The 14,474-nt window shown below is 68.4% G+C and carries 13 protein-coding genes and 1 pseudogene; 6 read left to right on the forward strand and 8 right to left on the reverse strand.

Going from position 1 to position 14,474, the window contains the following annotated elements; genetic code table 11:
• Window positions 1–359 precede the first annotated feature (359 nt).
• From AB0D57_RS33395 to AB0D57_RS33425, 7 genes are all read right to left on the reverse strand, one after another.
• Window positions 360–1,397: a beta-ketoacyl-ACP synthase III gene (locus AB0D57_RS33395; RefSeq protein ID WP_362081713.1), complete on the reverse strand. Its 1,038-nt coding sequence runs from the start codon at window positions 1,395–1,397 to the stop codon at window positions 360–362.
• A 164-nt stretch (window positions 1,398–1,561) separates the two neighbouring features.
• On the reverse strand, window positions 1,562–3,178 hold the full coding sequence (locus AB0D57_RS33400; protein WP_362081717.1) for a wax ester/triacylglycerol synthase domain-containing protein: 1,617 nt from the start codon (window positions 3,176–3,178) through the stop codon (window positions 1,562–1,564).
• Between the two features lie 45 nt (window positions 3,179–3,223).
• Complete coding sequence (locus AB0D57_RS33405; protein WP_362081720.1) at window positions 3,224–4,063, reverse strand: nitroreductase family deazaflavin-dependent oxidoreductase; 840 nt, start codon at window positions 4,061–4,063, stop codon at window positions 3,224–3,226.
• Between the two features lie 24 nt (window positions 4,064–4,087).
• Complete coding sequence (locus AB0D57_RS33410) at window positions 4,088–4,600, reverse strand: SDR family oxidoreductase (protein WP_362081724.1); 513 nt, start codon at window positions 4,598–4,600, stop codon at window positions 4,088–4,090.
• Entirely contained in the window at window positions 4,597–6,078 is a 1,482-nt protein-coding gene (locus tag AB0D57_RS33415) for a prenyltransferase/squalene oxidase repeat-containing protein (RefSeq protein ID WP_362081727.1), read from the reverse strand. The genes AB0D57_RS33410 and AB0D57_RS33415 overlap by 4 nt, the downstream gene beginning before the upstream one ends.
• A 193-nt stretch (window positions 6,079–6,271) precedes the next feature.
• Entirely contained in the window at window positions 6,272–7,246 is a 975-nt protein-coding gene (locus AB0D57_RS33420) for a hypothetical protein (protein WP_362081730.1), read from the reverse strand.
• Between the two features lie 6 nt (window positions 7,247–7,252).
• Window positions 7,253–7,645: a hypothetical protein gene (locus AB0D57_RS33425; RefSeq protein ID WP_362081733.1), complete on the reverse strand. Its 393-nt coding sequence runs from the start codon at window positions 7,643–7,645 to the stop codon at window positions 7,253–7,255.
• A 471-nt stretch (window positions 7,646–8,116) separates the two neighbouring features.
• On the opposite strand from AB0D57_RS33425, the gene AB0D57_RS33430 reads away from it, so the two are divergent.
• Together AB0D57_RS33430 and AB0D57_RS33435 are read left to right on the forward strand one after the other, a co-directional pair.
• Entirely contained in the window at window positions 8,117–8,677 is a 561-nt protein-coding gene (locus AB0D57_RS33430; RefSeq protein ID WP_362081736.1) for a hypothetical protein, read from the forward strand.
• Between the two features lie 196 nt (window positions 8,678–8,873).
• Window positions 8,874–9,203, forward strand: a pseudogene (locus AB0D57_RS33435) (phosphoketolase); the annotation flags it as partial.
• Between the two features lie 158 nt (window positions 9,204–9,361).
• Here the strand turns inward: AB0D57_RS33435 and AB0D57_RS33440 are convergent.
• Window positions 9,362–9,571, reverse strand: a complete 210-nt coding sequence (locus AB0D57_RS33440; protein ID WP_075032920.1) for a DUF6243 family protein — start codon at window positions 9,569–9,571, stop codon at window positions 9,362–9,364.
• Between the two features lie 512 nt (window positions 9,572–10,083).
• Here AB0D57_RS33440 and AB0D57_RS33445 point away from each other — a divergent pair.
• From AB0D57_RS33445 to AB0D57_RS33460, 4 genes are all read left to right on the forward strand, one after another.
• Window positions 10,084–10,695, forward strand: coding sequence for a TetR/AcrR family transcriptional regulator (locus tag AB0D57_RS33445; RefSeq protein WP_362081740.1), 612 nt, complete (start codon window positions 10,084–10,086; stop codon window positions 10,693–10,695).
• Window positions 10,696–10,734: 39 nt separating this feature from the next.
• Window positions 10,735–11,406: an enoyl-CoA hydratase-related protein gene (locus tag AB0D57_RS33450; protein WP_362081743.1), complete on the forward strand. Its 672-nt coding sequence runs from the start codon at window positions 10,735–10,737 to the stop codon at window positions 11,404–11,406.
• A gap of 139 nt (window positions 11,407–11,545) precedes the next feature.
• Window positions 11,546–13,792 carry a molybdopterin-dependent oxidoreductase gene (locus AB0D57_RS33455; protein ID WP_362081746.1) on the forward strand — a complete coding sequence of 749 codons (2,247 nt, stop codon included), beginning with the start codon at window positions 11,546–11,548 and terminating at the stop codon, window positions 13,790–13,792.
• A 92-nt stretch (window positions 13,793–13,884) separates the two neighbouring features.
• Window positions 13,885–14,340 carry a PaaI family thioesterase gene (locus AB0D57_RS33460; RefSeq protein WP_362081749.1) on the forward strand — a complete coding sequence of 152 codons (456 nt, stop codon included), beginning with the start codon at window positions 13,885–13,887 and terminating at the stop codon, window positions 14,338–14,340.
• The last annotated feature ends 134 nt before the right edge of the window (window positions 14,341–14,474 follow it).

A 14,474-nucleotide genomic window follows, 5' to 3' on the forward strand; every position in this document is an offset into this window, starting at 1 on the left:
CTTGCGTTCACTCACCCGGCCACATCAGCAGATCACCAACCGCGGACCGGCAGATTCCGCCCCGCCGCCACACGATCAGGCGACAGCAGATCCCATCAAAGACTCACGAACCGCCCACTCAGAGCTCGTAACAGGATCACCGGCAGATCCGGCAACGAAACCTGAGACAGCGACAACGAGAGGTGAGACGGGACATCCGGTCGACCGGTCCGGGGGCGGCTCCCGCGTAGACCGCCCGATAAGTCACCCCGCCCCACGGCGACCGGAACGATCCGCTCGCTCAACAGTCACGTGACTCATCGGACAGCCGCTAGCGACGCTACCGGAGTCAGGGGCCTTCGCGGGAACGCAGCCGACGCTCAGTTGAGAGCTCGGAGGGCGATGGGCCACAGCAGAGTGGTGGCCGCCCAGGTGAAGCCTGCGCCGAAAGAGGTCACGAGGACTCGTTGCCTGGCTTTCAGTTGCCCATCGATCGCGGAGTGGCTGAGCAGCAGGGGGATGGAGGCCGCGGAGGTATTGCCGACCTGGGAAATGTTGGACGGAACGCGCTCTGGCGGGATTCCCAGGGTGTTGGCCACGGCTGCGCTGATGCGTGCGTTTGCTTGGTGGACGATCAGCCTGTCAATATCCTGGACACGCCATCCAGCTGCGGCTGCCGATTCTTGAGTCACTTGAGTGATGCGGCGCACCGCGTGGCGGAATACTTCGTTTCCTTTCATGTGTACGTACCGATTCTTCAGGTCGTCGGTTCTGCGTAGGGGGCGGCGGGAGCCCCCGTCGGGGATGTAGATGGCGTCTGCGTGCTCGCCGTCGCTGCCCCATGCGGCTGGTCCGAGAGCTCCTGGTTCGTCAGCGTATCCGGCTGTGAGCACGACTGCGCCTGCTCCGTCTCCGAAGATCGGCGCGGTAGAGCGGTCGGCGGGGTCGATGACGGCCGACATCTTCTCTGCTCCGATGACCAGTACGGTGCTGGCGGTTCCCGCGTGGATGAGTCCTGCTGCGACGGTTGTTGCGTAGACGAAGCCCGAGCAGCCGACGGCGAGATCGAAGGCGGGGACTTGACGCAGGCCGAGTCGGTGGGCCACCAAGGGCGCGGTGCCGGGCACGTGATGATCCGGAGTGGCGGTGGCCAGGATGACGGCGTCGACATGTTCGACCTCCGCCGATTTCATCGCCCGTAGTCCTGCCTCTACCGCCAGGTCACTGGTGGCTGTCGCCGGATCGGCGATGTGCCGCTCGGAAATGCCGATACGTGTGCGGATCCATTCATCCGTCGTGTCCAGGCGTGATGCGAAGTCGGCGTTGTTTACCTTCTGCGGGGGCAGGTAGGACCCCAGGCCGATCAGTCGCGCGGCATGCGCTGGCGTCGGGGTCGTGGTTTTACGTACAAAGAACAACGGTTTGTCTTTTCTGTGCTTGCTCGTTCGCGTCCCTGTCAGCGGAGTGTCTTTCTTCGGGGTTCCGCCTGACCGGGTGCATGTTGTGATCCCGCTGTCGCCAGTGTGCTGCCGCTGGTGTCGGCGGGTGATGGCCGGAGTTTTGGCGAGGTGTCGGGGCGTGACTATGCCTCGGGTACTGCGTGTGGTCGATCTGCCTTTGGGTGGGGACCTTGCTCTCCCGGGTTCTCGTGGTCGGAGCGTGAGGCTGCCCGTTGGGCCACCAGGTTGACCAGGTCGGCGACGGTGGGTGCCTTCGCCAGTTGGTGTTCGGTGATCACGACGCCCATGCGGTCCTCGAGAGTCATGGACAGCAGGGCAACGGCCAGGGAGTCGATGCCGGCTTGTGTCTGAGTGGCCCGGGGAGTGATGGGTGCGGCCGGCAGGTTTCCCTGTTGGACCAGGATGTTTTTGATGAGCGCGAAATCGATGACGGCTGTGGTGCCGCAGTCAGCGGCTGGTGCCGGAAGCGTCACGCCGGTGTGGGGAAGTTGGCCCGGTAGGTGCGAGTCGTCGTGAGGGTGCGGGAGTTCGTCCAAGGCGTCGTGGAACAGGCTGGGCAGTTGGTGCAGTCCGGGGAGAGCGGCGTCGGTGACGAAACAGACGCTGGTGGTTCCGTTGTAGCTGCAGGCCACGATCGAGGCCGGCTGGTGCCGTGGGAGCCAGTTGAAGGGCTGGATGCGGGTGACGGGGTCCTGTTTGTAGCGGAGGGGCCGGTGGATGGCGAGGTAGGACGTGGTGATGGTGGCCCGGTCGGGTGTGGTCAGCCGGGTGGCCAGAGCCTGGAAGGCGCGTGCGGGGACGAGGTCCATCACGGAGCGCATGGCCTTGTGGCGGGCTGGGTCTTTCGTGCTGCGGGTGGCGGCGATGACGTGGTCGAGGCGGCATTCCGCTGCCGGCTCGTGCCAGGGAAGCGGCGCGGGTGCGAAGGTGCAGTAGTTTCCGGGCCGGTCGTGTTCCTCCGCTCGGCGCAGGTTGACCATGGTGACAGCCGGCAGCGGCCTGTCGACGCCCCGGGGCCAGGATCGTGATGTCCACGTGCGCAGGGCTCCGCTGAGGGTGGCCAGGAAGGCGTCGTTCGTGTCGCCGCCTCGGGCGGTGGCGGCGTTCCGCAATCGCTGCGTGGGGACATGCGCCCAGCTGATGTCACGGTGGCCGGTGAGGGGCAGTGCGGTGTCGTTCCACACGTTGTTGGTGGCGCTTGCGGCGAGCATGCCGCGCACGGTGCCCAGGTAGGCTCCGGCGCCTGCGCGGGGTGCGGGCTGCGTGGTGGGTGCGGGTGTGGTTCCGAACAGTGTGGTCAGGGTGCCGATCAGGCCCATGCCGTCCTGGGTGCTGTGGTGCGCTCGCAGGCAGATGGAATAGCGGCCAGGGGAGTGTCCGCTCAGCAGCCAGACGTCCCACAGGGGACCCGTGTCGGGCAAGGGGTGCGCGACAAGGCCGGTCAGGACCGTCTCGAGACGCTGGCTGCCCGCCTGGAGGCGCTGTTCGCGGACGCGGTGGTTCAGGTCGGGAGCTGGGTCGTGGTGCCAGCGGGCTTTGAGTCCGGGGCCGTGCAGGTAGTGGGTCAGGCGCGGCTCGTGCTCCAGGTGGGAGGCGACATGAGCGCGGAGTTCGGCGAGGGTGGGAGTGGTTCCTTCCAGGTGGAGGATCACTCCGATGGTCTGGGAGATCGAGGGATGGGCCTGGGCCATGCTGTGCATGGTCAGGTCCATGGGGGTGGGACGAAGGGGCAGGGTCACGGTGTCGGTGTTCTCCGCAGTGGTGGTTCGGTGGGGAGACAGGGATCAGGCCGGTGTGAGCCGGAAGATCCGCAAGCGGCGCCCCGAGCGTTGGGCGAAGGAGACGTAGGCGGGCCAGACTTCGACGAGGTGGTCCCAGGCGGCGGCTCGCTCGGTTCCCTCCAGGAGGGTGTCGGTCACCGGTAGCGTGCGTCCGCGGCGGGTCACGCTTGCTCGGGGTGTGGTGGTGAGGTTGTGGGACCAGGCGGGACTTGGAGGGCGGCCGAAGTTGGTGTCGACGACGAGATAGCTTCCGTCTGCTTCGAGGTGGCACAACAGGGGGGTCTGACGGGGTTGGCCGCTGCGGCGGCCGATGCTGGTGAGCATCAGGGAGGGCAGCGTGGCGGGCATGAGGAGCATCCGGCCTCCGCTGAGTCGGTGAGCCGCCCGGTCGATGCCCGGCGCGATATGGGACATGACACGCACGAAATGGGCGTTACCCCCCGCTTTCTTCAGGGCACGGGCGATGAGCCCGTCCTGGTGTGTGCCGCTGGTTCGGATGGACTCGGGCTGCGCTGGCGGGGCGGCTGTGGGGCGCCCGGCGGCATAGTCGCGCCGGGCGGTGCCACCGGTTGCGGCGGCCTTGCGGGTGAGCTCGGGTGCCATGGCGTAGGCACGGTAGAGCGAGGGCAGATAGCCAGGAATGTCGACGGCCGGCCGACGGCTGCTGATCGCCTGGACGGTCGCGGCAGCGACCTTCTCCGGTGTGGTGGGCGGCAGGAAGTCGGCGATCCTGGGCATACGGGCCGAGGGGACGTGAACCTTGAAGAAGTCGGTGCCCACGACGGTAGCCGGACGCACCAGGGTCACGCCGATGTCGGTACCGGCCAGCTCGATGCGAAGCATCTCGGCGTACGCCTCGACGGCGGCCTACGCCGCGGCGAAGGCCGCCGACGGCCCTTTGACGAAGATCCGTCCCGCGGCCGATCCCATCGCCACGATCTGCCCACCACCGCCCGCCCGCATCAGCGGCAGCACTGCTTTGACGGAGCAGACCAGAGCGTCGTAGGCCGTACGCATGGACAACTGGGCCTGCTCGACAGTCATTTCATCGACGTCCGCCCAGTGGATGTAAGCGGCGTTGTGGACCAGGACGTCGATGCGCCCGTGCTCGGCATGGACCTTGGCGATCCACTGCTCAAGGGCGGTGCGGTCGGTCACGTCGACATGCGCGAACAAGACGGATGGCGCCCCAGGCAGCTGACCGAGGTCAGCAGCGGCTCGGTCGAGGCTGGCCTGGGAGTTGTCACACACGTACACGTGGGCCCCGGCCGCGGCCAAGGCGCGGGTCAGGGCCCACCCGATGCCCGCTGCACCTCCCGTGACCAGGCACACGCGCCCGGGCAGGGAAGAGACAGCCGGCTTGGGGCGGAATGGGTTCATGGGGTTGTCCTTTCGGCGGTTTGCGCACTGCTGTGCCGGCGGCCCGGCATGACGACGTGTGACGGCCGGATGCGATGGGTGAGGTGCCCCAGGGCGAGCAGAGTGACCGCGTCGGTCAACAAGGGGACGTGATACGGAAAAGGACGCGGGCCGAGCATGTCGGGGACGGAGACGATGCTGCCGTCGGGACGCTGCTGGGCGAGCAGGTAGCCGGTGGCGCGCACAGCGGGAGCAGGATCGAGCAGTCCGGCCAAGATGATCAGGGCATAGGCGGTGCTGATGGCATCGCTCGGGACGCCCTTCTGCTGTCCGAAGCCACCGTCCGCGTTCTGTGCGCTCTGCACCAGGCTGGCGATCCGACCGCACATGTCACGGACGGCCGGAGGGGACTGCCAGTGGCGGGCGGCGAGATACGCCCTGAAGAGGGTGTGCAGGCGACTGCTGCTCCAGCCGGGGGGAAAGGACCCGTCAGGCATCTGGCGGGCAGCGAGAAAACGCAGAGCAGCCTGGATGAGGTGATGGTGGCGGCCTTGGGTGCTGAGCCCGTTGATCGCAGCGGCGGTCATGCACGCCTCGGAGGGAGTACCTGATCCGTAGGTGGGGAATCCGCCGTCGGCGCCGCCAACCGCGATCAGGGCGTCCAGGGCGCGCCGAATCGGGTCGCGGTAGGCGTCCGGGTCCAGCTGATGCAAGAACTCGACTGCGACGGTGGTGCAGTCCGTGTCGGAGAGCTGAGCGTGGTCGGTGTAGGACCAGCCGCCGTTTGCGTGCTGGACGTGCAAAAGGTGCCGAGCGATGCGGTGCAGTACCTCGCGCGGTGCGCCGACGCTGCCCAAAGCAAGGCCCGCGGTGACTGTGCACCACGTGTCGGTGTCTGTGACGAAGGGCAGGCCGCCGTCTTCCCGTTGGTGCATGAGGGCGGTGCGCAGACCGGCGTCGACGACGCTCTCCATGCCGGGCACGTCCACCAGGGCGTGCAGAACTGACAGGTGGATGAAGAGGTTGCCCTCCCACACCGTGCCCGGGCGCTGGGTGGAGACCAGCAAGGTGACATCGTCCCGGCCGGCCGGGGCTCTGCCTGCCACCCGGCCCAGGATTGCTTTCACGGCAACGGCCTGAACAGCAGCCCACGGATGCAGCGCGCTCACCTCGAAGGCATGGGGAGCGACGTCGTCATGGGCGGCAGCTGCGCCAAGCATGGTGAAGATGGCGTGGACCAAGGCGCGCTTGCGAGGTCCGGTGAAGTCCGGGACACGGCTGACGATGTCATCGAGGGCCTGGTGACGCGCCGGGTGCCCGGTGCTCCGGCCCAGGGCGGCTGCGGCCACGGCCGCGTCCATCAGATCTCCGCTGCCGCGGTGGCGCTCCAGGTAGCGGACCATGCGCTCACGTGCGTCACGGTGGCCAGATCCGCACTGCTCCGCCAGTGCCAGGGCGAGCGCGGATTCAAGGACGCGGCTTCGGCAGGAGTCGCGCACGGCACCGTCCGCTCCCACCCGGTTCAGCAAGTGCGCCAAAAGACGCCTGCGTCCGGCAGGCAGCCCTGCTGGGAAACGCGACGACGGCCAGGCCGGGGGGAGATGCTCGGCGGTAGGGAGTCTCATCAGCAGGACAGTCCTTGAGGGCACGGGACGGTAGAGCGCGGATCGGTAAGGGGCCGGGCGAACCAGCTCAGTCACATGGACCGGGGCTCAGGGGCGACCAGCGGGCGTCGAAGCGATGGGTGACGCCAAGCCAGTGCAGCGTCGCGGCCACAAAGGACCCGAGGGCCGCCACGTAGCGCCGTACTCTGTCCCGCTCGGTTCCGGGAGCGGCCATCGCCGTCACCGAGGCGGCAAGCGCGTGGAAATCCCTGACTCGGTCATTTCGCATGCCGGTGACCTGCTCGCGTGCCGAGGACAGGGAGCAGCCGCGCTCACGGCCCAGCACGGTCACCAGGTTGTCGCGGTCCTCCCTCAGGTCGTCCTCGGCCGAGACCAGGTCATTGGTCCAGCCGGCCACATCAGCCGCAGCCAGACGCAAGGCCGCCATGATGTCTTCCCCGCCGGAGAGGCCGGGCCAGGCCGCGTCGGCGGTGCACTCCAGGACGTCTGCCATGGGCAGGGCGGTAATGGTCCTGCGACGCCGCAGGACGTAGTCGCTGAGCCCCAGCCGGATCTTGTCTGTGCGGCCGGCGGCCTCTTCGCCTGTGGCCAGGGCGAAGTCGCGGTAGTCGGCAACGAACCGCTCGCGCCACTGAGTGGACATCCGCGGTGCCGTACGCCGCCACAGGTCATCCAGGGCCTGCTCGATCCCGCTGCCCGATCCTGCCGCGCCGCCGCCGGTGATCACGTCCAGCAACCGGTTGAACAGCGACGCGACGTCCTCCGGATGGATATCGACCCGGTTGCGGTCGAACCGGTCGTCGACCAGGCAGATGAACGCCGCCCACTGAGCCGTCAGTTCCAGATCGCTGGCGCTCGCACCCGGCGCGGTCAGGCCGGCGAATTCACCCAGCCGCATCGCTACCAGACGCTTCTCCTCAAAAGCGCCGGCAACCAGTCCCAGATCCCGCGCCCACGCCAGCACTGCGGCGCTGACATTCTCAGCCCGGACATCACCCAGGACGCCAGAACTGCCAGCTCCGCCCCCGGACTCCCCCAGCATCTGAGCTCAGCCCAGAGCCGGCACGACATCGACCCGGCCCGCGACCGTGGCCAGGCTGTCCCCAGTGGCAACCGGCGACGCACCGAACGCCTGGGAGAACACCGCCGCACCGTCCTGCGTCAGGATCGTGTCGAACGGTTTGCCCTCAACCGAGCCAGGAGAGTTCAAAGACGGCATGGTGACCGTCATCTTCGTCATGTCGAGCTCGTACGTGGAGAGAGCAACAGACTGCGCCGCTTCATCTCCGACAGCCGCATCCACCGACATCGACCGCCGCGCCAAGTCACCGTGCGCCCCGGTGAAGCGCAGACTCTGCCCGTCCGAGACCCTGGTGAAGTTCATGCCGCCACCCGCAGTCCAGGTCCCCTCAGTCAGGTCGAGACTGATCTTGCCCTTCATCGGCCACTGCACACACGGGGCCGACCCCGAAGACTCGAGCACAGCCGGAGCAACCGCCGACACCACGACTCCGTCATCCGCCAGATGCTGAGCTGCCGCAGAAGACAAGCACCATGTGACAGTCCCGGCAACGGGCATCACAGGTCCCGCAGCCACAGCCGCGGACACAACAACGGCGGACAGCGAAACCAGAGAAGTGGCAATCACAGCACGACGCCGCATGGGCAAGCCTTCCGTCAGAAGGCCGCCAGAATTGCCTACAACCCCTCCAAAATCGGGCGAATGAACGTTTCCGCTCTTGAAGTTCACCTGAAGGCGTGAGAGAACGGCTTCACCTCGGTTCGCACCAGCTGAGCGGCGACACGAACCCGCACGTCGGTCTACCTCATCGGAAGGCCGCGCGTGCGGGTTCCCTCCCAACCACATCTCAACGGCGCGCTGTACCTGACCGGGAAGGGGCCGGGCTGGTCCATGCCCGACCTTCGGGCCCTGATCACCGGTTTCCCGCACACCGCGCGGTTCGGCGGCGAGATCACCCCGCTCATCCCCGGCGTCCGCCACACCGGCGGACAGCTCGGGCCCGCGCTCGCCATCGCGCAGGGCATGGTGCTCGACACCCCGCACCGCCTCGTCGTCCCACTGATCGGCGACGGAGAACTGGAGACCGGCCCGACCGCTGCGGCCTGGCTCGCCCGCCGTGCCCTTGTGGCAACCGGGGAACATGGGGCGGTGCTGCCCGTGGTGCTGGCCAACAGGCTGCGGATGAGCGGCCTCTCCCTGCTCGCCGGAATGAGCACGGCCGAGATACACGCCTATTTCACCGGTCTCGGGTATACGCCCCTGATCGACGACGGCACCGATCTGCCGACCTTCCGCCATCTACTGGCCGACGCCTTCGCTCAGGTGCGCCCGCTCGGCGAGACCGGGCCACAGCCGGTGATCGTGCTGACCATGCCCAAGAGCCACACCGGCCCCGCGCAGGTGGCCGGCGACAGATCGCAGGAACCGCAGCCGTCCACAAGACCCCACTGAAGAGCCCGGCCCACAACGACGCGGAGTTCGCGGCGCTGGCGGCCTGGCTCGGCTCCTACCGGCCGACCGAGCTGTTCACCACCCAAGGCCGCCCCACCGACCTGGTCCGACGACCCTGTCCGGCCCGGCGCCCGAGCCGGAGACGGCCCCGCCCCCGGCCTCGTCGGCAGCCCGCGGGCCCCGCTCTTGGCCGGACGTGTCCGCGGTCATCCGCGAGCGCGCGGCACACGGGGCCTTCCGTTTGTTCAGCCCGGACGAGATCGCCTCCAACCGCCTTCGGCTGTCGGAAGACGGATCGCTACCGGACTGGGCCGCCGAGATCCTCAACGAGCAGATCTGCCACAGCTGGCTGCAGGGCTACACCGAGACCGGCCGGGACGCCCTGCTGGCCACCTACGAAGCCTTCGCCGCAGTCAACGCCAGCCTGCTCGTCCAGCACCTCAAACACAGGCGCCTGCGCTATCGCACCGGGCACAGTGGGCCGCCCTCGGTCAACTACCTGATCACCTCGCTCGGCTGGCGCAACACGTACACACACCAGAACCCCGGCCTGGTCTCATCCCTACTGGGTGCTCGGCCGAGAGCTGAGCGGGACCGGCCGTGCCCGGTACGGCAGCAGGGCCCGGACCGCGCGTCGCGGTCCGGGCCCTGCCCCATGCGGTGCCGCCCTGCGGCGGCGGTGCGTCAGCTCTGTGCGGTGTCGTCGCTCGTCTGCCCGGCGCCCTCGGCTGCGCCTACCTTCTCGCGCATCTTGCGCACCAGCTCCGCCTTCTGGTCGGCGGCACCCTGGCGGTCGAGGTTGCGGTGCGGACCGTTGTTCTGCCGTTCGGCGCGGGACAGCTTCTTGCGCTGGCCGCCGCCCATGCCCACGGGGTTGTTGATGTTCTTGCTCACGGGTTCTCCCGGAATGATGTGAAGTGATCTACGGATTCATCGGTGGGGGATGGGCGCGGCGACGTCGAAGGACGTCAGCAGGGGCCCATCACGCTCTCACTCGTAAATCGGCGTCTGGAAGAACATGACCAAGACGTTACCCGGTTCCGTCGGCCCCGCACACCAAGTTTTTCGCCGTCCCAGCGTCGGCCGGGCCTTCGGCGAGCGCCCGGGGCCAGCCGTTTCCTTCCAGTCAGCTGACGGACCATGCCCCCTCACATCACGGAGCCCCGCCAGATGGAGGCGAGCCGGCGGGGGTTCTACAGCTCCATTCCTGTCACGCCCCTATAACGGGGTCGCTTTGGTGAGTGCCGCGAGCGTTGGTGACGAGCCCTTGCATGTTCTATGCCATACCCCATAAGTTACTGGCAGGTAGTTCACGCGGGTGGGGATCCACCCGACCGTGCCAGGAAGGCCATCGGTATGCCCGTCCACTCTCTCCTCGTGCAGGCCATCGTCGGGGCGGTGAACGCGTGAGTCCGCGCAAGAGCGACAGCCGTGAGCGGATGATCCTCAGTGCCGCGACGCTGTTGCGCGAGTACGGCGCCAGCGCCACCAGCATCGACCGCGTACTGGAACACAGCGGAGCACCCCGCGGGTCGGTGTACCACCACTTCCCCGGCGGCCGGACGCAGCTGATCGACGAGGCGGTGACGCTCGCCGGCGATTTCATCTCCGCTCTGATCGACGCCGCGGTGGAGGCCGACGACCCGTTGGCGGCCGTCGACGCCTTCTTCGCTCTGTGGCGTGAGCGGCTGATCGAGAGCGAGTTCCGGTCCGGCTGCCCCATCGTCGCGGTGGCCGTGGAGACCAACGACAGCGCCCCGGAACTGGCCCGTTCGGCAGCCGAAGTTTTCGCCCGCTGGCAGGAGGCGCTCGCCGGGCTGTTCACCCGGCACGGCCTGCCCGAGGAGCGGAGCAGGCGGCTGGCCTCGTTCGTCATCGCCGCGGTCGAGGGCGCGGTGATCATGTGCCGGGCCGAGCAGAGCACCGCCGCGCTGGATGCTGCCGCTGCCGAAATCCATGACCTGTTGGCCTACTCACTGCGCCACCGCCCCGGCCAGGGCGACAAGGCACAGCCCTGACCTGCACGAATCTATCCCGACCCGCCTGAAGGAGCCGTCATGCCCACGCTCGACCGCCAGGACAACGTCTTCGTTCTCGACCTCGGAGACGGCGAGAACCGTTTCCACCCCAGCTGGCTCGCCTCCGTCAGCGCCGCGCTGGACGAGGTGGAGAAGGCCGAAGGGCCCCGCGCCCTGGTGACCGCTGCGACGGGGAAGTTCTACTCCAACGGCCTGGACCTGGACTGGCTGTTCGCCCACGCCGACCAGCACCAGGACTACGTCACATCCGTCCATGCGCTCTTCGCCCGGATGCTGTCGCTGCCGGTGATCACCGTCGCCGCGCTGCAGGGCCACACCTTCGCGGCCGGCGCGATGTTCTCCCTGGCCCACGACTTCCGCGTGATGCGCGCTGACCGCGGCTACTGGTGCCTGCCCGAGGCGGACATCAACATCCCCTTCACCCCCGGCATGGCTGCCCTCATCCAGGCCCGGCTGGCCCCGCAGACCGCGCACCGGTCCATGATCACCGCTCACCGCTACGGCGGCAGCGACGCTGAAACCGCCGGCATCGTCGACCAGGCGGTCGCCGAAGACGCCGTCCGTACGGCCGCCGTCGAGCTCGCCCAGGCACAGGTCAACAAGGCCGGCGACACCCTCGGCACCATCAAGGCCCGCATGTACGCCCCCGCCCTGGCCGTCCTGCGTGACACGACCAACCCCCTGGGCTGAGCCCGCCACCCCCGGCAGGCGGCGCCGGACGGCCGAGCTTCGGTGTCCGGCCCGCTGCCGACGCACTACGGCCGATCGGCACCAGCATCCGTCTGCCGCCGCAGCCCACCAGCAGCGCAGGAGAGTCGAGGACAAGCAGTTGACGCACCCGGCAGAGGCACCCTGGCACAAGACCGCCTGCATCCTGTGTGAGAACAACTGCGGGATCCAGATCCAGCTCGACGGCCGCCGCTTCGCGAAAATCCGTGGCGACAAGCAACACGTCCTGACCGACGGCTACACCTGCAACAAAGCGCTGCGCCTGGACCACTACCAAAACGGCGGCATCCGGCTGACCACCCCGCTGCGCCGCGAGGCCGACGGCAGCTTCACCCCCATCGACTGGGACACCGCCATCCGCGAGATAGCTGCCCGGCTCAAGACGGTGCGCGACACCCACGGCGGAAAGTCGATCTTCTACTACGGCGGCGGCGGACAGGGAAACCACCTCGGTGGCGCCTACAGCGGCGCCCTGATGCGCGCGCTGGGCGCCGGCTACCGCTCCAACGCCCTCGCCCAGGAGAAGACCGGCGAAGGCTGGGTGGACGCCCACCTGACCGGCGGGCACACCGCCGGCGAGTTCGAGCACGCCGAAGTCGCCCTCTTCATCGGCAAGAACCCCTGGCAGACCCACGGGGTCCCGCGCGCCCGCACCGTCCTCAAAGAGATCGCCAAGGACCCCAGCCGCACCATGATCGTCATCGATCCGGTGCGCACCGAGTCCGCCGACCTCGCCGACATCCACCTGCAGCTGCGCCCCGGCACCGACGCCTGGTGCCTGTCCGGCATCCTCGGCGTCCTGGTCCAGGAAGACCTGATCGACCACACGTTCCTCAACACCCGCACCACCCAGACCCAGGAGGTCCTCCCGCACCTGGCCGCCATCGACGTCGCCCGGTGCGCCGAGGTGTCCGGCCTGGACGAGGACCTGCTGCGCACCACCGCACGACGGATCGCCGGTGCCTCCAGCCTGTCGACGTACGAGGACCTCGGCGTGCAGCAGGGCCCCAACAGCACCCTCGTCTCCTACCTCAACAAGCTCATCTGGCTGCTGACCGGGAACTTCGCCAAGCCGGGCACCATGCAGCCGCACTCCTGGAGCGCGCCCCTGGCCCAATACACCACGCGCGTGCGCCGCACCCCCGTGACCGGTGCCCGCATGCTCGGCGGCCTGGTGCCGGCCAACGTCATCGCCGAAGAAATCCTCACCGACCACCCCGACCGCTTCCACGCGATGGTCATCGAGTCGTCCAACCCCGCCCACTCCCTGGCCGACTCCGCCACCTTCCGCCAGGCACTCGCCGCCCTCGACCTGGTCGTCCTCATCGACATCGCCCACACCGAAACCGGGCGCCTGGCCGACTACGTACTGCCCGCCTCCTCCCAGTTCGAGAAATGGGAAGCCACCTTCTTCAACGTCGAGTTCCCCCGCAACAACTTCCACCTGCGCGCCCCGCTCCTCGACGCACTGCCCGGCACCCTGCCCGAACCGGAGATCTACGCACGCCTCATCCGCGAACTCCACCTGGTGCCCCGCACCCACCTGAGGGTGCTCCGCACGGCGGCCCGTCTGGGCCGCACCGCCTTCAAGCTCGCGTTCGCGGCCCTCGCGGCGGCCGACAAGAAGGTCCTCGGCCTGGCGCCCTACCTGCTCTACGAAACCCTGGGCCCGACGCTCCCGGACGGAGCCCGCTCGGCCGCCGTGCTGTGGGGACTCGCGCAGCGCATCGGGCGCGCGTACCCCAAGGCCATGCGCCGGGCCGGGCACAAGAGTGCCGACGCCTTGTTCGACGCGATGCTGGCCGGCCGCTCGGGCGTCACGTTCACCGAGGACGAGTACGAGGACGCCTGGCGGTACGTGCCCCACCCCGACCACCGCATCCCGCTGCCCATCCCCGAACTCCTCGACCTGCTCGACGCCCTGGACACGACACCACACGTGCACACCACCGACGAGTTCCCCATCGTTCTGGCGGCCGGGCAACGCAGGGCGTTCACCGCAAACACGATCTTCCGCGACAACACGTGGCGCAAACGCGACCAGACTGGGGCTCTGCGCATCAGTACGCACGACGCCGAGCAGCTCGGCCTGGCCGACGGCGCCTGCGCACAGGTCACCACCCGCGGTGGCACCGCCCAGGCCACCGTCGAGATCGACGACCGCATGCAGGCGGGCCACGCCGCCCTGCCCAACGGCTTCGGCCTCGACCTGCCCACCGAGGCCGGCACCACCGAACGCACCGGTGTGGCCATGAACACCCTCACCGACCTGCAGTGGCGCGACCCCATCGCCGGAACCCCCTGGCACAAGCACGTGCCCGCCCGCATCGAGCCGCTTCCCGGCTGACGGGCGCCCAACCGACCTCTTCGCCCCGAGGCGAAGGAAGGCCCCGCACCCGAGCGCGGCCTCATCATCAGCACGACAGCAAGGAACACCCCGTGACCACCACCGACTTCACCGCCCTGACCGGCCTCGAACTCATGCGCTGGGTCCAGACCGAACGTCCGACCGACATCCCCTCCATCGGCCGACTGCTCGGCATGCGCTTCGACGAGGTCGAACACGGCCGCATCGTCGTCTCCCTCGACACCCGCCCCGACTTCGCCAATCCACTGGGCACCGTGCACGGCGGCATCGCGGCCACCCTGCTCGACTCGGCGATGGGCTGCGCGGTGCACACCACGCTTCCCGCCGGCGTCGGCTACACCACCCTGGAACTGAAGGTGAACTACATCCGAGCCGCACACACCGACGGACGGACTCTCACCGCCGAAGGCAATGTCATCCACGCCGGCCGCCGCACCGCCACAGCCGAAGGCAAAGTCCTCGACGAACAGGGAAAGCTCATCGCGCACGCCACCACCACCTGCCTGATCCTCCCCCCGAAGAGCTGATGTCGCCCAGCAGCCATCACAGGTTCTGGGGCATGACTCCGGGACGCCGGCTCACAGCGGCCGGACGCTGACCCCCCTGCCGAGAGGGGTAGGTGCTGGGGTCCCTGCGGTGAGGGGTACTGGCAGGGACTCCC

Origin of the sequence: Streptomyces sp. NPDC048275, from assembly GCF_040652275.1 — a bacterium.
GTDB lineage: Bacteria > Actinomycetota > Actinomycetes > Streptomycetales > Streptomycetaceae > Streptomyces.

What these genes read in the sequence shown, in the direction of transcription:
- AB0D57_RS33405 (WP_362081720.1), bottom strand. Translation starts at nt 4,063, where the DNA reads ATGCTTCGCATCGAGCTGGCCGGTACCGACATCGGCGTGACCCTGGTG.
- AB0D57_RS33450 (WP_362081743.1), top strand. Translation starts at nt 10,735, where the DNA reads ATGCCCACGCTCGACCGCCAGGACAACGTCTTCGTTCTCGACCTCGGA.
- AB0D57_RS33410 (WP_362081724.1), bottom strand. Translation starts at nt 4,600, where the DNA reads ATGAACCCATTCCGCCCCAAGCCGGCTGTCTCTTCCCTGCCCGGGCGC.
- AB0D57_RS33420 (WP_362081730.1), bottom strand. Translation starts at nt 7,246, where the DNA reads ATGCTGGGGGAGTCCGGGGGCGGAGCTGGCAGTTCTGGCGTCCTGGGT.
- AB0D57_RS33430 (WP_362081736.1), top strand. Translation starts at nt 8,117, where the DNA reads ATGCCCGACCTTCGGGCCCTGATCACCGGTTTCCCGCACACCGCGCGG.
- AB0D57_RS33425 (WP_362081733.1), bottom strand. Translation starts at nt 7,645, where the DNA reads ATGAAGGGCAAGATCAGTCTCGACCTGACTGAGGGGACCTGGACTGCG.